Source organism: Rhizobacter sp. P2_G4 (assembly GCF_056403575.1).
This window is the reverse complement of record NZ_JBFUFG010000001.1, coordinates 1214425-1233215: the sequence shown is the minus strand read 5'-3', so window position 1 is coordinate 1233215 and position 18791 is coordinate 1214425. Positions and strand designations below refer to the sequence as shown.

Genomic DNA, 18791 nt, shown 5'->3' with positions numbered 1-18791 from the left:
CAAACGTGAAAAAGCCGCCCGAAGGCGGCTTGATCGAGCGGCGCAGAACGCCGAATCTCAGTAACCAGCAGTCTGCACGTTGGCAGTTTGGTTCAGGCGGGCGAAGGCGCGGGCTTCAGCCTTGACTTCTTCGCGGGTGCGAACCGGAGTTGCAGTGTCGTTGGCGTACTGGGCCACATCACCAACGTAGACGACCTTGCCGGCTGCACGAGCTTGCAAGAACTCGTTGCGCACAGCAGCGCGGGTGAGCGTCGTTGAAGCTGCCGGTGCAGCGGCAACAGGCGCTTCGCTGTTCGCGAGTTCACCAGCAGCACGAGCACGAAGGGCCTCAGCCTTGACGTCAGCACGTTGGACATTCGAAGACGTCGGGATTTCGACGTTCTGCACGGCTTCTTGAGCGAAGGCGGCAGAACCGAAGAGGGCGATGGCGGCAGCGGCGATGATTTGCTTGGTGTTCATGATGATTTCCTTAATTCAAAAAGTTGAGGTGACGTTCCGGGCAGGCGGTGTTGCTATGAGTGCCGTCGTGTCCAGCCTCGGTGAGTCGCTCTGTTTGCATTCGGCTCATCGATGAACTGAACTGTAGGCATTGCCAATCGATCAATAAATAGCCTATGCTTCAATTGCGCATTGCTCAAAACGAAACAATAGAGGTGTAAGAGATGGACCGACTGCATTCCATGCGGGTGTTTTCCCGGGTCATCGAAGAGGGCAGCTTCGCGGGCGCAGCCCGGCAGCTCAACCTATCAGCGGCCGTCGTCACCCGACTGGTGGCCGACTTGGAAGAGCATCTGGGCGCTCGCCTGATCAACCGCACGACGCGCCGCTTGGCGCTGACTGACACCGGTGAGCTCTACCTCGACCGCGTGCGACAGATCCTCACGGAGGTGGAAGAAGCGGAGGCGCTGGCCAGCGCCGCAACGTCGGACCCTCGCGGCCACCTGCGCGTATTGGCTCCGCCCGCGTTCGCGGTGCACCAGATCGCCAAGCACCTGCCGCGTTTTCGGGCGCTCTATCCGCGGGTGACGCTTGAGCTCGTCGTGCCGGGTCCGGTTGAAACCGTCGACGAGAACTTCGACATCAGCATCATCCAGGTCGGAAAGCAGGCGTTGGACGGCGACTTCGTGGCCCGTTTGCTGGCACGTTCGGAAGTGATCACCTGCGCTTCCCCGGAATACCTTGATCGCATGGGCAGGCCTGTGCACCCCAACGAGTTGCCGATGCATGAAGCCATGCTCCCGAGCCACATGCGGGAAATCACGTTTCATCGCGGCGACTGGGGCGACGACGAACCATCGGGCGAGTCGTTCACCCTGGTTCCTTCGAAGCCCGCTCTCAGCACCATCCACAGCGACACCATGTACGCCGCGGCCCTGGCTGGAATGGGCATTTCGGGCCTGCCCTCTTACGTGGTCGAAGATGCCCTGCTCGAGCACGCCCTGGAGCGGGTGCTGCCCGAATGGCGGGTTTTGACGCTGCGGCTTTACGCCGCCATGCCGACACGCAAGTACGTGCCGGCACGCACGCGGGCGTTCATCGACTTTCTCGTGCAGACGTTCGGCGGCGGCGAGCACGACCCCTGGCTTCAGGCCGCCGGCTGTGCCACGCCGCGCAGCGTGGGCCAGCTGGTTCTTCAGTAAAAGACTTCGTGGCGCGTGGCGCCCATCAGCGGCTCCAGCAGGTGGGCCAATGGCCCGAGGCCGTTGTAACGCGTTGCCACCTTGTGGGCGTAGGCAAAGAAGCGCGGCAGGTCTTCACAGTACTTGGGCTTGCCGTCCCGATGCTTCAAGCGGCTGAAGATGCCGAGCACCTTGAGGTGACGCTGCAGCCCCATCCATTCCAGCTGTTTCCAGAACTCGCCAAAATCGTCCGGAAGGCTGAGGCCGGCCTTTCGAGCCTGCTGCCAATAGCGCACCGCCCAGTCGATCTCCTGCTCTTCTTCCCATGAGATGAAGGCGTCACGAAGCATCGACGCAGGGTCGTAGCTGATCGGGCCTCGCACCGCATCCTGGAAGTCGAGAATGCCGGGGTTGCCCTGCTCGGCCGGGCAGACCATCAGGTTGCGTGGCATGTAGTCGCGATGCACGGCCACTGTGGGTTGCGCCAGCGCGCTGGCGACCAGCAGGTCGCACACCTTTTGCCACTTCGCTTGCTGATCGGGTGTCCAGGTGACGGCGTACTCGCGCGCCACACACCAGTCGGGGAACAGAGCCAGCTCTCTTCGAAGCAGCGCATCGTCATAAGCCGGCAGGCCGCTAGCATCGGCGCGGACTTGCCATTGCACGAGCGCCGCAATCGCGTCGTGCATCAGCGACGAGATACTGCGCGCATCGCCTTGTGCCTTGGCTTCTTGCAGGCGATGAAGGTAAAGCTGAGAGCCCAGGTCGGTGAGCAGCAGAAAGCCGTTTTGCACGTCTTGCTCGAGCACGCGTGGTGCATTCAGGCCTGCGCCTTCGAACATGGCCGCAACGCTGACGAACGGCCGCACGTCTTCTTGCGGCGGCGGCGCATCCATCACGATGAACGACGCACCTGTGTCGCCGTCGATGCGAAAGTAGCGACGAAAGCTCGCATCCGCACTCGCGGAGCGCAGGCTTGCGACGTTGAGCGCGTGACGCTCGGCCACGCCGGCCAGCCACGTCGCGAAGAGTTCGCGGCGAGCATCGTCGGTCCAGGCAATGGCAGGGGATTCGGAGGTCATGGCACAGCGCAATGCAGATAAGGGGAAGCCAAGGCGGCGAGCCCTCGCCCCTCGTTGATAATCGATTCTACAAATCGCCTCGGGTCGGCCTGCGCCGCACGACAGCACCAGGCGTTCTACCACCGCAGAACTCGCTCTCCGCCTCCGTTGCACCTTCTTTCTTCACATCGCCGCGCTTTTGCAGGCTGCCTCGCGGCCGGCTGGCTGACGGCTGGCAGCACGCTCGCGTGGCCGCAAGCGGCGAGCACGCCGCCCAAGCCACCCGTCACCGTGGAAGCTGCTGAGATTCGCGCGCACCCCGATGCCGACGTCACCGCTGAAGGCGACGCCTACCTGCGCCAAGACAAGACCGAGATTCGCGCTGACCGACTCAGCTACGACCAGCAGACAGACACCGCCCGCGGGCAAGGCAAGGTCAGCGTCTCCCGAGACGGCAACAAGTACAGCGGGCCCGAACTGCAGGTGCAGGTGGCCCGCTTCGAGGGCTATTTCATCAGCCCGACCTATTTCTTCTCACGCACCAAGGCCGGGGGAACGGCGACCCGCGTGGATTTTCTTGGCGAAGACCTGACCGTCGCCACAGGCGGTACCTACACCAGCTGCCCGCGCGACGGCTCGAGTAATCCCGCCTGGATGCTCTACACCGACAGCGTGAAGCTCGACTTCGCCAACAACGAAGGCCTCGCCAAAGGGGCAGTGCTGCGCTTCTACGGCGTACCCATTCTCGCGGCGCCCACATTGAGCTTTCCGTTGACCGACGCGCGCAAGTCGGGCTGGCTTCCGCCCAGCACCGGGCTGGACAGCAAAAGCGGGTTGCAGCTGTCGGTGCCGTACTACTGGAACATCGCGCCCAACCGCGACGCCACGATCACGCCCAGCATCATCTCCAAGCGTGGCGTCGGCCTGGGGACCGAGTTTCGCTACCTCGAACCGCAGTACGAAGGTGCCCTCAACCTGAACGTCCTGGCTAATGACCGATTGACCGGCAAAACACGTGGTTCGCTTGGCCTGACGCATGAAGGGACGCTGTTGGGTGACGGCGTGTACAAGGCCAGCGTCGCTCGCGTGACCGACGACGATTACTGGAAAGATTTTTCCCGCGACTATCCCGGCATCACACCTCGGCTGCTGGCCGCCGACCTGCAGGCCAGCAAGGAATTCGGCGACTGGAACACCTATGCGCGGGTATTGCGCTGGCAGTTGCTGCAAGCGGCCAGTTCGTCCAATCCAGCTGACCAGCTCGACCCCGCCCCCTACGACCGGTTGCCCCAGATTGGCGTGCGGGGATCACACAAGCTTTGGGGCGGCCTCGATTTCGCGCTCGAAACCGAGTTCAACCACTTCAGCAACCCGGACGGTAGCCTAGCTCCCTCGCGGGTCACGGGGTCTCGCGTTCATGCGCTGAGTTCGCTGAGCTGGCCTTATGTAACGCCGGGTTGGAGCTTGATTCCCAAGGTGTCGCTCAATGCCGCGTCCTACTCGATCGACCAGGCGGCGCTCTCCGGCCCGTACGCCAACCGCACCCATTTCGGCCGCGTCATTCCGAGCTTCAGCCTCGACAGCGCCTGGGTGCTCGAACGCGATGCCGTCTGGTTCGGCCGCTCCATGCGGCAGACGCTGGAGCCGCGCCTGCTGTACGTCAAGACGCCGTTCCACGACCAGACCTTCCTGCCCAATTTCGACTCGGCCGGCAAGGACTTCAACTTCGACTCGATCTACACCGACAACGCCTTCTCAGGCATCGACCGGGTGTCGGACGCTCATCAGGTCACTGCAGGCGTCACCACCCGCCTGCTGGACGCCCATACCGGCACGGAGACCCTGCGCCTGGGGGTGGCACAACGCTTCCTGCTTTCCGACCAGCTCATCACCCCGGATGGCACGCCATTCACACAGCATGTGTCCGATTTGCTGCTGCTCGGCTCTTCGACGCTCTCGTCGAAATGGAAGCTGGATGCGGGGCTGCAATACAGCCCGGACATCCACCGCACGGTGCGCTCGGTCGTCGGCACCCGCTACTCGCCTGGTCCGTACCGAACACTGAACGTCGCCTATCGGTTCAAGCGCGACACCCTTCAGCCCAAGGCCGACGGCAGCGGCGAATTGGTCAGCGCGCTGGACGGCACGGAACAGGTGGAACTCGGCTGGCAATGGCCGCTCTATGGTCCGATACGCAATGCATCGCGGAACAGCACGTCCAGCAACACCTGCTCCGGGACTTGGTACGGAGTGGGCCGGGTGAACTACAGCCTGCGCGACAGCCGGATCACCGACTCGGTGCTCGGCCTGGAGTACGACGCCGGCTGCTGGATCGGCCGCGTCGTGGCCAAGCGCCTGTCAACCAGCCAGGTGGAAGCCACGACGCAGTTGGGCTTCGAAATCGAGTTCATCGGCCTGTCTCGGCTTGGTACCAACCCGCTCAGGGTCTTGAAGGACAATATCCCCGGCTACCGCCTGCTGCGTGACGACACTTCCCCCTGATGGCAATGGCCGACGCGCCCTGAACATCCCATGACACTGATTCACTCCTGGTCCCGTATTGCCTTGTTGTCGCTCTTCGCAGCTGGCTTCGTGCCGGCCGCCCTGGCACAGCAGCGGGCGTCTACGCCACACACAGCCGACTACATCGTGGCCATCGTCAACCAGGAGCTGGTGACCGCCGGTGAGGTGCAGCTGAGACTGGCCCAGGTGCGTGAAGACGCCCGGCGCAGCGGTGCCCGCCTTCCGTCTGAGGAGGACCTGCGCCGGCAGGTGGTAGATGCCCTGATCGACGAGCGGGTGCAGATCACCAACGCGCGCGACAGCGGCCAGAAAGTCGATGACCCGGAGGTCGAGCGTGCCATGGCAAATGTGGCGTCGCAAAACCAGTTGACGCCCGAACAGCTGCGCGAACGGCTGAAGCGTGAAGGCATCGACTACGCGCGTTTTCGCAAGAACATCCGTGACCAGTTGATGGTCGAGCGCACCCGTGAACGCGAGGTGCAGTCGCGCATCCGCATCACCGACACCGAAATCGACGACTGGCTCGAGAAGCAGCGCGCCGCCGCCGGCCTCGCGACCGAATACAACATCGCCCAGGTGCTGGTGACGGTGCCCGATGGCGCCAACGTCGGCGCCGTAGCCGAGCGGCGTGCGCGGGCCGAATCGGCACTGGCCCGCATCCGCGGCGGCGAAGATTTCGCGGCCGTCGCACGCGAGATTTCCGAGGACAGCAACCGCGCTAAGGGCGGCGAGATCGGCCTGCGCCCGGCGGATCGCCTGCCCGACGTGTTCGTCGAAGCGGTACGTCCGCTGAAGGCTGGCGAGGTCTCGCCCGCGCTGCTGCGCACAGGGGCAGGCTTTCACGTTCTCAAGCTGCTCGAACGCAACGAGGCCAGCGCGCTGTCGGTGGCGCAGACGCGCGCCCGGCACATCCTGCTGCGCGTATCGCCCCAGTTGAGCCAGGAAGCGGCGATCCGCCGACTGCTGGAGTTCAAGCGCCAGATCGCTGCGGGCACCCGCGGCTTCGACCAGATCGCTCGCGACAACTCCGAAGACGGCAGTGCTGCGCAAGGCGGCGACCTGGGCTGGGTGTCGTCCGGCACCTTCGTCCCGGAGTTCGAGACCGCCATGAACGCGCTGCCCATCAACGGAGTGTCTGACCCGGTGGTGTCGCGCTTTGGCGTGCATCTGATCCAGGTGATTGAACGCCGCAAGGTGGCGCTCGATGCGAAGCAGCAGCGCGAACAGGCTCGCAACGCCCTGCGTGAGCAGAAGTTCGATGAGGCGTACGCCGAGTGGGTGCGTGACCTGCGCGCCCGCGCCTATGTGGAGATGCGCGAGCCTCCGCAGTAGCTTGTGAAGCACATTCCCCGCAAGCGCTTCGGGCAGCATTTCCTCGCTGACCAGGCGGTGGTCGAGGCCATCGTCGACGTCATCGATCCGAAGCCAGGGCAGGCGCTGGTGGAAATAGGGCCCGGCCTGGGCGCCATGACGAACCCGCTGGTCGAACGCTGCGAGCGGCTCACCGTCGTCGAGCTTGACCGCGACTTGGCTGCTCGCCTGCGCAAACGCAACGAGCTGAATGTCATCGAGTCCGACGTGCTGAAAGTCGACTTTGCGGCCGTCGCAGCAAAGGCCGATCAAAAGCTGCGTGTCGTCGGCAACCTGCCGTACAACATCTCTACGCCGATCCTCTTCCACCTGCTCGAACACGTCGGCCATGTCGTGGATCAGCACTTCATGCTGCAGAAGGAAGTGGTGGACCGCATGGCCGCGTCGCCCGGCAACAAGGACTATGGCCGGCTGTCAGTGATGCTGCAGTGGCGATACGACATCGAGTCGGTGCTTGACGTCCCTCCGGAGGCTTTCGATCCGCCACCGCGAGTGGACTCCGCAGTGGTGCGCATGCAGCCTCTGCCCCTCGCCGTGGGCGTCGACGCAAAGCTGCTCGGTGAACTGGTGACGGTGGCCTTTTCGCAAAGGCGCAAGTTGCTGAGGAACACGCTGGGCCGCTGGTTGGATGAGCGCGGGTTCGCCGGCGAATTCAACACGCAGCGTCGGGCCGAAGAAGTCCCGGTCAGCGACTACCTGGCCTTGGTGCGAGCGCTGAACTGACCGGGCAAAGAAAAAGGCAGCCTAAGCTGCCTTTTTCGTCCAACGCGCGTCAGATCACATCAAGCAGCGCTAAGCCACATCGAAGTGTCGAACGCGCTGCTCATCAGCGGCATGTTGGTGCCGAAGCTGGTATTGGCTGCGCTCTTCGCCGCCGCCTTGGCCGGCTTGTCTGCAACGCTTGGGGCCGTTTCCGTAGCCCGCTCCCATGACCCTTGTTCTTGGGAGCGGGCTACTGAAAAGAATAGAAGCACCTGAATGGAATCTTTCGCTCGGCCCAGAAATCGGCCGCATCGCGAAACACATCCAGCAGCTGCTCGCGTGCTTCGCGATCGAAGCGCGGGTTGTCGGGCAATTGCTCGAGAACCACCACGAATCCAGGCTGCGCGCCCGATTTGTGGACCAGGTCCGTCATGCAGTCGTACAACGCGTCCAGGTTTTTGCCGAAGTGCGCGGGGAACAGGAAGGATTCGGCAATCGCCTCCATCACATCCTGTTTGGTCTGGGCAGAAGTCAGGTTGGCGTAGAGGAAATGCTGGCCCGCACCCTGCGCGGCCTCGTGCAGTTCATCGACGCGATAGGCGCGTATCGACTGGACAATGTTTGGACGGACTGTCTGCAAAAGCATGGTCGCGTTCCTCCTTAGGTCAAATGAAAACTTGCTGGGCGATCACTGCACGATTCGGCGAAAGCTCGTGTAGTGATCGTCCGTATAAAAACAGGCATCGGGAGCAGTGGCCTGGGAGCCTCCGCACACGATCCGGCGCGCCCCTCGGTTGCGCGATCCAGGTGTCTTGACGGTGTATTCGCGGTAGTAGCCTCGGCGTTGGGCCGGGAGTTGCCGCTCGCGGTTGCCAAAACTCCTACCGTCTTGCGTGTAAGGAAATGGCCCACCGGCCCGGATCAGGCGGTCGGTGGCTTGGGCTTCACTCGGCAGGCTGGCCAGCGCAACGGTGTCTAGTTGCGGACTCGGCGTCTTTGCTGCGGCAACATTGCCGAAGACCGCAGCACCTGCCAGAACCATAGCGAGCCCCAACTTACCAAGGGGTGGCCATGCAGGCTGCCGACCAAAGAGAAACACGGGATATCCCTGAAATGCGAAACCGCGATGGTACTGAATCAGGTAAAAAATCTCAAGCCGTTGCCTCAATTTGGGGCAGGACCAGCGCCTCCGTAGTGAGCACAAACATTTCCGCCGGCACTTCGGATATGGAGATTCCGCAAGGCGCGAATCTCTCGGTCGAGCACTGAAAAGAGTTATGACAGCCGCTGTCACATTGTCCGTGCACAAGCCTCGGCCATCTGGCCAGCGCCTCCCGGCGCTGGCATATGTCGCTCAACGAAAAGCGTTGGCGTCCGCCACGGTCAGCGCCGTCATGTTGACGATTCGCCGAACCGTGGCAGACGGGGTCAGGATGTGCACTGGCTTGGCTGCGCCAAGCAGCACCGGCCCGATGGCAATGCCGCCGCCAGCGGCCGTCTTCAGCAAGTTGTAGCTGATGTTGGCGGCGTCGATGTTGGGCATCACCAGCAGATTGGCTTCGCCGGTCAGCGTGCTGCCGGGCATCAGCTGGTTTCGGTAAGGGGCGTCCAGCGCGGCGTCACCGTGCATCTCGCCGTCCACTTCCAGCCAGGGTGCCTGCTCCTGCAGCAGGGCCAGGGTCTCGCGCATCTTGATGGCTGAAGGCTGGTTGCTGGAGCCGAAGCTGCTGTGCGACAACAAGGCGGCCTTGGGCATCAGGCCGAAGCGCTTCATCTCCTCGGCCGCCATCACCGTGATCTCGGCCAGCTGCTGCGCGGTGGGGTCGTAGTTGACGTGGGTGTCGACCAGCATTACCTGACGGCCAGGCAAGATCAGCCCATTCATGCAGGCGTAGGTCTTAGCGCCCTTGCGCAGGCCGATCACCTGGTCGATGTAGTGCAGATGCAAGGCCGTCGTCGCCCACGTGCCGCACAACAGGCCGTCGACCTCGCCCTTGTGCAACAGCATCGAGCCGATCAGCGTGAGACGGCGTCGCATTTCGATCTTCGCGTATTGCTGCGTCACGCCCTTTCGGGCGTTCATCCGGTGGTAGGTCTGCCAGTAGTCGCGGTAGCGGTCGTCCTGCTCGACGTTGACGACGTCATAGTCGCGCCCGGCTTCCAAGCGAAGGCCGAACTTCTCGCAGCGCTGAGCAATGATGGCCGGCCGACCGATCAGCGTGGGCCGCGCGAGACCTTCGTCCACGATCACCTGCACGGCTCGCAACACGCGCTCTTCTTCACCTTCGGCGTAGGCCACGCGCTTGTTCTTGGCGCCCTTGGCCAGCGTGAAGATGGGCTTCATCGTCGTGCCCGAGGCATAGACGAAGCTCTGCAGCTTCTCGCGATAAGCGTCCAGGTCCTTCACCGGCCGGCTGGCCACGCCGGACTCGGCGGCGGCCTTCGCCACGGCCGGGGCGATCTTCATCATGAGCCGCGGGTCGAAGGGCTTCGGAATCAGGTACTCCGGCCCGAAGCTCAGCGTCGCGCCGGCATAGGCCGCGGCCACCACATCGCTTTGCTCGACTTGCGCGAGCTCGGCGATGGCATGCACAGTTGCAATCTCCATCTCGGCGCTGATGGTGGTCGCGCCGCAGTCCAGTGCCCCGCGGAAGATGTAAGGGAAGCACAGGACGTTGTTGACCTGGTTCGGATAGTCGGTACGGCCAGTCGCGATGATCGCGTCGCTGCGTACTTCCTTCACTTCTTCCGGAAGGATCTCCGGCGTGGGGTTGGCCAGCGCCAGGATCACCGGCTGCGGCTTCATCTTGGCAACCATGTCTTTCTTGAGCACACCGCCAGCCGACAAGCCCAGGAAGATGTCCGCATCGACGATGGCTTCGGCGAGCGTTCGCTGTGACGTCTTCTGCGCGAAGACGATCTTGTCTTCGTCCATCAGTTCAGTGCGGCCTTCGTAGACCAGGCCGGCAAGGTCGGTGACCCAGATGTTCTCGCGCGGTACGCCGAGCTTGATCAGCAGGCTCAGGCAAGCGAGCGCAGCCGCACCCGCGCCCGACGTCACCAGCTTCACTTCGCTGATCTTCTTGCCGGTGATGCGCAATGCGTTCAGCACCGCGGCGCCGACCACGATGGCCGTGCCATGCTGGTCGTCGTGGAACACCGGGATGTTCATGCGGCTGCGCAGCGCGCGCTCCACATAGAAGCAGTCGGGTGCCTTGATGTCTTCGAGGTTGATGCCGCCGAAGGTGGGCTCCAGCGCAGCGATCAAGTCGATCAGCTTGTCGAGGTTCTTCTCGTTCACCTCGATGTCGAACACATCGATGCCGGCGAACTTCTTGAACAAAACGCCCTTGCCTTCCATCACCGGCTTGGCCGCCAGCGGGCCGATGTCGCCGAGGCCCAGCACGGCCGTGCCGTTCGTGATCACCGCCACCAGATTGCCGCGCGAGGTGTACTTGAACGCGTTGGCCGGGTCCGCCACGATTTCTTCGCACGCGTAGGCCACGCCGGGCGAGTACGCCAGCGCGAGGTCACGCTGATTGACCAGCTGCTTGGTCGCCGCGATGGACACCTTGCCTGGCGTCGGGAACTCGTGGTACTCAAGTGCGGCGCGGCGAAGTTCGGCTCGCTTTTCTTCTGAGGAACTCATGGCGGGGTCTCGTCCTTTTGGCAGCGCGACGCGCTTCGGTGGGCTGGCATTGTAGGAGCGCCTGCGCTGAAGGAATGCGAGTAACTGCGTATCGTGTTCAAAGCCGCGTCCGTAATACTGCGCTCGTCAAATGCCCTCCTGATGTCTGCCCTTCCCTCGTCTCCGCCAACCATCCCCGCTCGGCCTCGCCGCTGGCGGCGCGCGCTGTTGTGGGGCGCGTTGGTGGGCCTGCTGCTGGTGGCCCAGTCGCTGCTGGTCTGGTTGACGCTCGACTACGAGAGCAACCGCGCGCAGGAACAGGTGGACGCCGCCGCAGCCGCGTCGGTCGGCGACCTCAAGCAGGCCCTCGGGCGTGACCTGCAAAGCCTGCAGGCGCTGACCTGGAACGCCCCGCCCATCCTGCAATGGCGGGCCGACGCTGCCGACCTGCTTCGCGCGCGACGCGAGCTGCTGCGCGTGGAGCGGCGCGACAGCGGCATGCGTGTCGAGTCCGCGGTGAACTCGCCCTTCCACACGGCGGTCTTCACGCAGATTCCGCGCTCGAGCATGGAGTTCGAGGCCCAGCTCGCCTGCGCCAATGCACAGCGCCAGGGCAGCCCGTCGTACTCGCGCAGCTACTTCGTACCCATCGCCAATGGCATGGGCCAGGAGGTGGTGGACGTCTGCCTGCCCGCACAGACCGCTGGCGAAACCGTGAGCTACCTGGTCGGCACGTTTTCGCTCGGCCAGTTGCTCACCGAAGTGGTGAGCCCCGAAGTCACGCGTGCGCATGAGCTTTCGTTCGTCGAAGGCGATGGCACCCGACTGGCGCGCGCCGGCCTGCCGCGCGGCAGAGGCATCTACCGTGCCGATCGCGTGCTCGACTTGCCCGGCCTCACGCTGCAACTGCGCGTGGACAGCGGCAAGGGCAGCCCGCGGCTGATTCCCAACCTGACCATCGCGCTGGTCCTGAGCCTGTCCCTCGCGCTCGGGGCCGTGGTGGTGCTGCTGGCGCGCGACGTGCGCCGTCGTGCCAACGTGGAATCGGCGCTGGCCGAAGCGCTGGCTCTGCGCAAGGCCATGGAAGACTCGCTTGTCACCGGCTTGCGCGCCCGAGACCTGCAAGGACGCGTCACCTACGTCAACCCGGCCTTCTGCAAGATGGTGGGCTTCTCCGCCGCTGAACTGGTTGGCCAGGCCACGCCGCCCTACTGGCCCCCCGAGAACACGCACGAGTACACGCAGCGCCAGCAGGTGCGCATGACGGGCTCGCCGCCACCGAGCGAAGGCTACGAAACCATCTTCATGCGGCGTAACGGCGAGCGTTTCGCGGTGATGATCTTCGAGGCGCCACTGGTCGACGGCCACGGCCAACACACCGGCTGGATGAGCACCGCACTCGATGTGAGCGCGCAGCGCAGCATCGAAGAGCTTTCGCGCCAGCAGCAGGAGCGCCTGCAAGCCACCGCCCGCCTCGCCACGGTGGGCGAGATGGCGTCGCTGCTGAGCCACGAACTCAACCAGCCGCTCGCCGCCATCGCGAGTTACGCCACCGGCTCGATCAACCTGATGAACGACGAGCACGATGCCAACTCGCCAGAGACACAGACCTTGCTGCGCCAGGCCGCCCAGCGCATCGCCGAACAGGCCGAGCGTGCAGGCCGCGTGATCAAGAGCGTGCACGACTTCGTGCGGCGCCGCGAGCAGGCGCGAGAAGCCATCCGCGTCGACGAGTTGATCGACTCGGTGCTTCCACTGGCGCGCCTGCAGGCACGCAAGAGCGGCACGCGCATCGAGCTCGACCTGCCGACCCCGCTGCCACGCGTGGTGTGCGACCGCACGATGCTCGAACAGGTGCTGCTCAACCTCACCCGCAACGGCATCCAGGCGATGGAGACCACAACGCCACTGCACAAACGCGAGCTGGTCATCCGGGTGCGGCAAACGCACGAGCGCTGGGTGAGCTTCAGCGTGATCGACCACGGACTCGGCGTCGCACCCGAGGTGGCGCAGCGCCTGTTCACGCCCTTCTTCACCACCCGCAGCGAAGGCATGGGGCTGGGCCTGAGCCTGTGCCGCACCGTCATCGAGCAGCATGGCGGTGTGCTCGACTTCCAGAACCTGCCCGCCAGCGGCACTGCCCCCTCGGGCGGCGCCGAGTTTCACTTCACGTTGCCAGCGGCTCCCGCGTCGCATCCAGGCAGCGCCGCCTCCAAAGATACACCCGTCGCGATGCCTTGACCTCAAACGACCAGAATGGCGCCATGAACCCGAACACCACGCTGCAACTCGGCCTGCCAATGGTCTACCTCGTCGACGACGAAGACGTGGTCCGGGACGCGCTGGCCTGGCTGCTGCGGTCGCGCCGCCTGCTGTCCGAAGGCTTTGCCAGCGCCGAAGCCTTCGAAGCCCTGCTCGACTCGCGCCTGGGCACCGCCCCGCGCAGCACGCTCACCACCAGCTGGCCGGCAGCCCCCAGTTGCCTGCTGCTCGATGTGCGCATGCCGGGCACCAGTGGTCTGGTGCTGTTCGAGCGGCTGATCGAGCGCGATCTGCTCCAGTACATGCCGGTGATCTTTCTCACTGGCCACGGCGACGTGCCCACCGCCGTGGCGGCCGTCAAGCGCGGCGCCTTCGATTTCGTCGAGAAGCCCTTCTCCGACAACGCCTTGGTCGACCGCGTCGAGCAGGCGCTCGAGGTCAGCGCCCAGGCCCTGCTGCGCCAACGCGAACAACTCAGCGTACGCCGCCGCCTGGCCGAGCTGACCGAGCGCGAACGCGACGTGATGCAGTGCGTGATCGACGGCCTGGCCAACAAGCTCATCGCCGACCAGCTCAACATCAGCGTGCGCACGGTGGAAGTGCACCGCGCGCGCGTGTTCGAGAAGATGGACGTGAAGTCGGCGGTCGAGCTGGCGAACCTGCTGCGCGGCATCTGATGCCTCACGTGGCGATGTGCCGCGGATAATGTTTCGCACCGTACTACCCAGCCCCGTCGTCACCGATGCGCTCACGCAGCACCGCTCACCCACGTCGGCAAGTGACATGACTGACCACCCGACTGCCTTGGGCGAATTCGACCTCATCGCCAAATACTTCACCCGCCCGGTGAAGCGCGCGGCGCTGGGCATCGGCGACGACTGCGCGCTGCTGCAACCGACGGCGGGCATGCAGCTCGCCATCAGCAGCGACATGCTGGTCGATGGGCGGCACTTCCTGTCGACCGTGTTGCCGCATCGCCTGGGCCACAAGGCGCTGGCCGTGAACCTCAGCGACCTCGCAGCCGCCGGCGCGCAGCCCCTGGCGTTCAGCCTGGCGTTGGCGCTGCCGCGCGTCGACGAGGCTTTTCTCGCCGGCTTTGCGAGGGGGCTGTTTGCATTGGCCGATGAGCATGGCTGCGAGTTGATCGGCGGCGACACCACGCAAGGCCCGCTCAACATCTGCATCACCGTGTTCGGCGAAGTGCCGCCCGGCCAAGCGCTGCTGCGCTCCGGCGCCCGCGTGGGCGACGACTTGTACGTGAGCGGCAGCGTGGGTGACGCACGGCTTGCACTCGAGTGCTTCCGCGGCAACATCACGCTCGCCGGCGACGCCTTCGAACAGGTGCGCCTCGCGATGGAGCAGCCGCAGCCGCGGGTGGCGTTGGGCGTTGCGCTGCGTAGCGTGGCAACGAGTGCGATCGACGTGTCGGATGGCCTGCTGGGTGATCTGGCGCACATCCTCAACCGCTCGTCCGTGGGCGCCACGATCGAGGTCGACGCCGTGCCGCGCAGCAGCGTACTTTCATCGCAGCCGCTCGCGCTGCAACGCGAATGCACATTGGCGGGCGGCGACGACTACGAGCTGCTGTTCACAGCGCCCCCGTCGCACGCTGCCGACGTGCAGGCTGCGGCGCGCGAGGCAGGCGTGCCGGTGACGCGCATCGGCCGCATCGACCGATCACGTGCACTCACGCTTGTCGATGCGCAAGGCCGCAGCGTGGCGCACACCTTCGGCTCCTTTGACCACTTCAAGACGACATGACCGACGCCCCGCTGAATCCACCGCTGCGCGTGGTGCCGCTCAAGCCCAGCGCGCGCTTCATGTTCCGCCACCCGGCCCACGTGATCGCGCTTGGCTTCGGCAGCGGGCTGTCGCCGATAGCCCCGGGCACGGTGGGCACGCTGTGGGCATGGCTGGCGTTTCTCGTGATGCAGACGTGGTTGAGCGACGTGCAATGGGCCATCGTGCTGGTCGTGGGCACCCTGGTGGGCTGGTGGGCCTGCACGGTGACGGCTCGCAACCTCAACGTGGCCGACCCGAGCGCCATCGTGTGGGACGAGGTGGTCGCCTTCTGGGCCGTGCTGTGGCTCATGATGCCGGCAGGCCTGTGGGGCCAGGTGGCGGCGTTCGCGCTGTTCCGCTTCTTCGACGCGGTCAAGCCGGGGCCGGTGGCCTGGGCCGATGGCTTGTTCAAGGGCAAGCGAGGCCAGCCGGTGGGTTGGGCGCAGGGCTTCGGCATCCTGTTCGACGATTTCGTCGCCGCCTTGTGCGCGCTGATCGTCCTCGCACTGTGGCAGTGGGTATGACACACGCCCTTGCCCGCTGGGACCGCCAGATCGAGACGCTCGCGCAGATGTTGCGCGAGCGGGGCCTGCACCTGGCCACCGCCGAGTCGTGCACCGGCGGGCTCATCGCCGCGGCCTGCACCTCGATTGCCGGCTCGAGCGACTGGTTCGAACGCGGTTTCGTCACCTATTCCAACGAAGCCAAGACGGAGTTGCTGGGCGTGCCCGACGCGCTGATCGACCGACATGGTGCCGTCAGCGCCGAAGTGGCCCGTGCCATGGCCGAAGGCGCGCTGATCCATTCGCAGGCAGAGCTGTCGGTGGCAGTCACCGGCATTGCAGGCCCGGGCGGTGGCACGCCCGGCAAGCCCGTGGGGACCGTGTGGCTGGCCCTGGCGCGGCGAGGCGAGGCGGCGCAGGCCACGCTGCTGCGGCTGAACGGCAACCGCAGTGACGTGCGTGAGCAGACGGTGGACCGCGCGTTGCAAGCGCTTGCCGCGTCGCTCATGTCATGAGCCTGCTGCTCGCCACGGACTTTGGGCCCGAGGCTTTGCAGGCCTGGGCCGAGCAGCTGCGCGAGGCCTTGCCTGGCGAAACGGTGTTGACGGAGCGTTCGCCCGAGCACGACGGAAGCGTCGAAATGGCGCTCGTCGCCAACCCGGCCCCGGGCTCGCTGCAAGGGCTGCCGCGCCTGAAGTTCATCCAGTCGATGTGGGCCGGCGTCGACAAGCTGCTGCGCGACGACACCATTCCCAGCGAGGTGCTTCTCGCCCGCATGGTTGACCCTGCCATGAACACCGCGATGGCTGAGACGGCGCTGTGGGCCGTGCTCAGCCTGCACCGCGATTACTTCGCCTACGCCGCGCAGCAGCGTGCGGGCGAATGGCGCTTGCTGGCTCAGAAGCGGGCCGACGAAGTGCACGTGGCCGTGCTGGGCCTCGGCGAAATGGGGCGCACCGTGGCGCTGCGGCTGGCGGCCAACGGCTACCCCGTGAGTGGCTGGAGTCGACGCGACGCTGCGCTGCCCGGCGTCGAGTGCTTCGCCCGCGACGCCGCCTTGCCAACCGTGTTGAAGCAGGCCGACATCGTGATCAACCTGCTGCCGCTCACCGCGCGCACACACAGCCTCTTCAACGCCGAGACCTTCGCGCGCATGAAGAAGGGCGCGAGCTTCGTGAACCTCGCCCGGGGTCAGCACGTGGTGGAGCCCGACCTGCTGGCCGCGCTGAACAGCGGTCACCTCCGGCATGCAGTGCTCGACGTGTTTCGCAGCGAGCCGCTGCCCGCGGGCGACGCGCTGTGGTCGCATCCTCAGGTCACCGTGTTGCCTCATGCTGCCGCGCAGACCGACCTGCGCAGCGCCACCGCTGTGGCCGTGGCCAATCTGAAGGCCTGGCGCGAAGGCCGCTCGGTCGTGAACCTGGTGAACCGCGCGCGCGGCTACTGAGCAGAGCGCTCTGAGAGCCTGGGAGCCTTTCGATCATGTCCGCCCATCACGCCAAAAGACACCGGCTCGTCGTTGCAAATGCTCGCCATAGCCCGAGCTATGGCTGTGCTTTGCGCCTAGATCCGGTGCCCTTTGACGCGCCGCTCGGGCACGCCCGAAAAACTCTCAGGCTCTGAGGCGACGGTCAGGCCGTCAGCGCCAGCCGCACGGTCTTGCGCGGCGAGCCGCTCGCCGTCCACTGCACCAGCATCAGCACCAGCCGCTTCAGCCCCTCCCAGGCATCGAACGGCCAGTCAGGGTGCTTGAGGCCCTTGGCCAAGCCATCGCAGACCTGCGCGGCCTCGACGAGTTGTGCGATGGCGTTGTCGGTGAGCAGCGGCACGGCGCGCTCGAACAAGCGCTCCTTGGCGCCCCACACACGCGCTTCGCGCAAGGCCATCGGCAAGGGCTTGCCGTGGTTGATGGCGTCTTTCACGCGCTTCAGCGAGAGGATGTCGTTGGCCAGCGTCCAGTGGACCAGCACGGCCGCTTCGCCTTCGGCCTGCAAGCCATCGAGCATGCGCAGCGCACGCGCCGCCTGGCCGGCGAGCACCGCCTCGCCGAGCTTGAACACGTCGTAGCGCGCCACGTTGAGCACAGCCGCTTCGATCTGCTCGAAGCTCAGCTCACCCGGTGGGTACAGCAGCCCGAGCTTCTGGATCTCCTGGTGCGCGGCGAGCAGGTTGCCTTCCACACGATCGGCAAAAAAGGCCAGGGTGTGCTGCCCGGCTTCACCGCCTTGAACCCGCTGACCCTGCGCGGCCAAGCGTTGCGCGATCCACGGCGGCAAGGCCCTGCGTTCGATGGCGTCGACACGGATCGTGGCGCCCGAGCCGTCGAGTGCGGTGAACCACGCACTGCTTTGCTGAGTGCGATCGAGCTTGGGCAGCTGGATGATCGTGAGCACGTCGTCCGAGAGCGTCTCGCAATAACGCTGCAAGGCCTCGGAGCCATCCTTGCCCGGCTTGCCCGACGGAATGCGGATCTCGATCAGCTGCTTGTCGGCGAACAGGCTCATCGCCTGCGACGCACCAAGCAGCCCGCTCCAGTCGAAATGGGCTCCCGAGACGGTGTGCACCTGCCGCTCGGTGTAGCCGGCAGCGCGGGCCGCGGCGCGGATGGCATCGGTCGTTTCCTGCGCCAGCAGGGGCTCATCGCCGAAGACGATGTAGAGCGGACGCAGCCCCTTGGCAAGGTGGGCGTTGAGTTGGTCGGCACGCAACAGCATGGAGCCTCCTACAGCGTCTGGACGGCGGCCAGCCGGCGCAGCACCTGGGACGCGATGTCGCTCTGCATGGCGCGGTAGAGCAGCTCTTCTTCCTGCTCTTTGGCGAGCGCGTCACGCTCGTTGTAGGTCATGTCGCGACTGGTCGAAATCTCCGTCGCCGCAATCAGCTCCTTGCCCGCCGGCGTGTGCACCCGAAAGTTCAGCTTGGATCGAAGTTGCACCTCACGCACCTGCCCGGCCGTGGTGGAAGTCACCACGCCCTTGTCACGCGAATCGGTCAGCGCTTGCAGCACCACCTCCGCCTGCGAAGCTGCCTCGACCACACGCGTGGTCGTGCTGCTCGCAATGCTCCGGCGAAGTTCGTCAGCAAGCGGCGAGTGCGCCTTGAACCCAGCAAGTTGCAAAGTCTTGAACTTCAACTCAGGCGCGCGCCGCAGCTCAAAGCCGCAGCCAGCGATCAAACCAATTCCACAAGAGATCAGCAGACGACGCCGGATCATGCTGCGACAAGCGAGCGCAGCAAGCGCCCCATCAAGCAACGCCCGAAGCACGGGTTCCCGGGGCCGATGGGTGGCGCCCCTTGGGAGCCGAGCCCGGACACAAACAGTCCAGCGGACTGTTTGTGC

Annotated in this window: 18 protein-coding genes; 11 read left to right on the top strand and 7 right to left on the bottom strand. The window is 65.1% G+C overall.

Annotated elements, in window-relative coordinates; genetic code table 11:
* Nucleotides 1-57: 57 nt before the first annotated feature.
* Nucleotides 58-459 carry a DUF4148 domain-containing protein gene (locus tag AC1DYS_RS05805; protein WP_477896926.1) on the bottom strand — a complete coding sequence of 134 codons (402 nt, stop codon included), beginning with the start codon at nt 457-459 and terminating at the stop codon, nt 58-60.
* Between the two features lie 203 nt (nt 460-662).
* Between AC1DYS_RS05805 and AC1DYS_RS05800 the strand changes: the two genes are divergently transcribed.
* Nucleotides 663-1640, top strand: coding sequence for a LysR family transcriptional regulator (locus tag AC1DYS_RS05800; RefSeq protein ID WP_477896924.1), 978 nt, complete (start codon nt 663-665; stop codon nt 1638-1640).
* Here AC1DYS_RS05800 and AC1DYS_RS05795 read toward each other — a convergent pair.
* Entirely contained in the window at nt 1634-2701 is a 1068-nt protein-coding gene (locus AC1DYS_RS05795) for an aminoglycoside phosphotransferase family protein (protein ID WP_477897290.1), read from the bottom strand. The genes AC1DYS_RS05800 and AC1DYS_RS05795 overlap by 7 nt on opposite strands.
* Nucleotides 2702-2848: 147 nt before the next feature.
* Between AC1DYS_RS05795 and AC1DYS_RS05790 the strand changes: the two genes are divergently transcribed.
* The 3 genes from AC1DYS_RS05790 to rsmA are packed head-to-tail and all read left to right on the top strand — an operon-like array spanning nt 2849 to nt 7297.
* The gene (locus AC1DYS_RS05790; RefSeq protein WP_477896922.1) at nt 2849-5182 is read left to right on the top strand and encodes an LPS-assembly protein LptD; all 2334 of its coding nucleotides are present in this window, start codon (nt 2849-2851) and stop codon (nt 5180-5182) included.
* 30 nt (nt 5183-5212) lie between these two features.
* Nucleotides 5213-6535, top strand: a complete 1323-nt coding sequence (locus tag AC1DYS_RS05785; RefSeq protein WP_477896920.1) for a peptidylprolyl isomerase — start codon at nt 5213-5215, stop codon at nt 6533-6535.
* Nucleotides 6536-6538: 3 nt separating this feature from the next.
* Nucleotides 6539-7297 carry a 16S rRNA (adenine(1518)-N(6)/adenine(1519)-N(6))-dimethyltransferase RsmA gene (gene rsmA, locus AC1DYS_RS05780; protein ID WP_477896918.1) on the top strand — a complete coding sequence of 253 codons (759 nt, stop codon included), beginning with the start codon at nt 6539-6541 and terminating at the stop codon, nt 7295-7297.
* Nucleotides 7298-7526: 229 nt separating this feature from the next.
* Here the strand turns inward: rsmA and AC1DYS_RS05775 are convergent, their stop codons facing one another.
* Both AC1DYS_RS05775 and AC1DYS_RS05770 read right to left on the bottom strand, forming a co-directional pair.
* Entirely contained in the window at nt 7527-7922 is a 396-nt protein-coding gene (locus AC1DYS_RS05775; RefSeq protein ID WP_047487417.1) for a barstar family protein, read from the bottom strand.
* A gap of 42 nt (nt 7923-7964) precedes the next feature.
* Nucleotides 7965-8318, bottom strand: coding sequence for a guanyl-specific ribonuclease (locus AC1DYS_RS05770; RefSeq protein WP_477896916.1), 354 nt, complete (start codon nt 8316-8318; stop codon nt 7965-7967).
* 29 nt (nt 8319-8347) lie between these two features.
* On the opposite strand from AC1DYS_RS05770, the gene AC1DYS_RS05765 reads away from it, so the two are divergent.
* The gene (locus AC1DYS_RS05765) at nt 8348-8545 is read left to right on the top strand and encodes a hypothetical protein (RefSeq protein ID WP_477896914.1); all 198 of its coding nucleotides are present in this window, start codon (nt 8348-8350) and stop codon (nt 8543-8545) included.
* Nucleotides 8546-8630: 85 nt separating this feature from the next.
* Here the strand turns inward: AC1DYS_RS05765 and AC1DYS_RS05760 are convergent, their stop codons facing one another.
* The gene (locus AC1DYS_RS05760; RefSeq protein ID WP_477896912.1) at nt 8631-10925 is read right to left on the bottom strand and encodes an NADP-dependent malic enzyme; all 2295 of its coding nucleotides are present in this window, start codon (nt 10923-10925) and stop codon (nt 8631-8633) included.
* Nucleotides 10926-11066: 141 nt separating this feature from the next.
* Between AC1DYS_RS05760 and AC1DYS_RS05755 the strand changes: the two genes are divergently transcribed.
* The 6 genes from AC1DYS_RS05755 (at nt 11067) to AC1DYS_RS05730 (ending at nt 16898) form a co-directional block, all read left to right on the top strand.
* Complete coding sequence (locus tag AC1DYS_RS05755; RefSeq protein ID WP_477896910.1) at nt 11067-13145, top strand: two-component system sensor histidine kinase NtrB; 2079 nt, start codon at nt 11067-11069, stop codon at nt 13143-13145.
* Between the two features lie 23 nt (nt 13146-13168).
* Nucleotides 13169-13843: a response regulator transcription factor gene (locus AC1DYS_RS05750; protein WP_477896908.1), complete on the top strand. Its 675-nt coding sequence runs from the start codon at nt 13169-13171 to the stop codon at nt 13841-13843.
* 127 nt (nt 13844-13970) lie between these two features.
* Nucleotides 13971-14927 carry a thiamine-phosphate kinase gene (gene thiL / locus AC1DYS_RS05745; RefSeq protein WP_477897288.1) on the top strand — a complete coding sequence of 319 codons (957 nt, stop codon included), beginning with the start codon at nt 13971-13973 and terminating at the stop codon, nt 14925-14927.
* On the top strand, nt 14924-15472 hold the full coding sequence (locus tag AC1DYS_RS05740; protein ID WP_477896906.1) for a phosphatidylglycerophosphatase A family protein: 549 nt from the start codon (nt 14924-14926) through the stop codon (nt 15470-15472). Before thiL ends, AC1DYS_RS05740 begins: the two co-directional genes overlap by 4 nt.
* On the top strand, nt 15469-15966 hold the full coding sequence (locus AC1DYS_RS05735) for a CinA family protein (protein ID WP_477896904.1): 498 nt from the start codon (nt 15469-15471) through the stop codon (nt 15964-15966). The genes AC1DYS_RS05740 and AC1DYS_RS05735 overlap by 4 nt, the downstream gene beginning before the upstream one ends.
* Nucleotides 15963-16898, top strand: coding sequence for a 2-hydroxyacid dehydrogenase (locus AC1DYS_RS05730; RefSeq protein WP_477896902.1), 936 nt, complete (start codon nt 15963-15965; stop codon nt 16896-16898). The genes AC1DYS_RS05735 and AC1DYS_RS05730 overlap by 4 nt, the downstream gene beginning before the upstream one ends.
* A 184-nt stretch (nt 16899-17082) precedes the next feature.
* Here the strand turns inward: AC1DYS_RS05730 and holA are convergent, their stop codons facing one another.
* Together holA and AC1DYS_RS05720 are read right to left on the bottom strand one after the other, a co-directional pair.
* Nucleotides 17083-18165: a DNA polymerase III subunit delta gene (gene holA, locus AC1DYS_RS05725; protein ID WP_477896900.1), complete on the bottom strand. Its 1083-nt coding sequence runs from the start codon at nt 18163-18165 to the stop codon at nt 17083-17085.
* Between the two features lie 8 nt (nt 18166-18173).
* Nucleotides 18174-18584 (bottom strand): LPS-assembly lipoprotein LptE, encoded by a 411-nt coding sequence (locus tag AC1DYS_RS05720; protein WP_477896898.1) that lies wholly within the window; start codon nt 18582-18584, stop codon nt 18174-18176.
* Nucleotides 18585-18791 lie beyond the last annotated feature (207 nt).

What these genes read in the sequence shown, in the direction of transcription:
- AC1DYS_RS05805 (WP_477896926.1), bottom strand. Translation starts at nt 459, where the DNA reads ATGAACACCAAGCAAATCATCGCCGCTGCCGCCATCGCCCTCTTCGGT.
- AC1DYS_RS05800 (WP_477896924.1), top strand. Translation starts at nt 663, where the DNA reads ATGGACCGACTGCATTCCATGCGGGTGTTTTCCCGGGTCATCGAAGAG.
- AC1DYS_RS05795 (WP_477897290.1), bottom strand. Translation starts at nt 2,701, where the DNA reads ATGACCTCCGAATCCCCTGCCATTGCCTGGACCGACGATGCTCGCCGC.
- AC1DYS_RS05785 (WP_477896920.1), top strand. Translation starts at nt 5,213, where the DNA reads ATGACACTGATTCACTCCTGGTCCCGTATTGCCTTGTTGTCGCTCTTC.
- AC1DYS_RS05775 (WP_047487417.1), bottom strand. Translation starts at nt 7,922, where the DNA reads ATGCTTTTGCAGACAGTCCGTCCAAACATTGTCCAGTCGATACGCGCC.
- AC1DYS_RS05770 (WP_477896916.1), bottom strand. Translation starts at nt 8,318, where the DNA reads ATGGTTCTGGCAGGTGCTGCGGTCTTCGGCAATGTTGCCGCAGCAAAG.
- AC1DYS_RS05765 (WP_477896914.1), top strand. Translation starts at nt 8,348, where the DNA reads ATGCAGGCTGCCGACCAAAGAGAAACACGGGATATCCCTGAAATGCGA.
- AC1DYS_RS05760 (WP_477896912.1), bottom strand. Translation starts at nt 10,925, where the DNA reads ATGAGTTCCTCAGAAGAAAAGCGAGCCGAACTTCGCCGCGCCGCACTT.
- AC1DYS_RS05755 (WP_477896910.1), top strand. Translation starts at nt 11,067, where the DNA reads ATGTCTGCCCTTCCCTCGTCTCCGCCAACCATCCCCGCTCGGCCTCGC.
- AC1DYS_RS05750 (WP_477896908.1), top strand. Translation starts at nt 13,169, where the DNA reads ATGAACCCGAACACCACGCTGCAACTCGGCCTGCCAATGGTCTACCTC.
- AC1DYS_RS05740 (WP_477896906.1), top strand. Translation starts at nt 14,924, where the DNA reads ATGACCGACGCCCCGCTGAATCCACCGCTGCGCGTGGTGCCGCTCAAG.
- AC1DYS_RS05735 (WP_477896904.1), top strand. Translation starts at nt 15,469, where the DNA reads ATGACACACGCCCTTGCCCGCTGGGACCGCCAGATCGAGACGCTCGCG.
- AC1DYS_RS05730 (WP_477896902.1), top strand. Translation starts at nt 15,963, where the DNA reads ATGAGCCTGCTGCTCGCCACGGACTTTGGGCCCGAGGCTTTGCAGGCC.
- holA (WP_477896900.1), bottom strand. Translation starts at nt 18,165, where the DNA reads ATGCTGTTGCGTGCCGACCAACTCAACGCCCACCTTGCCAAGGGGCTG.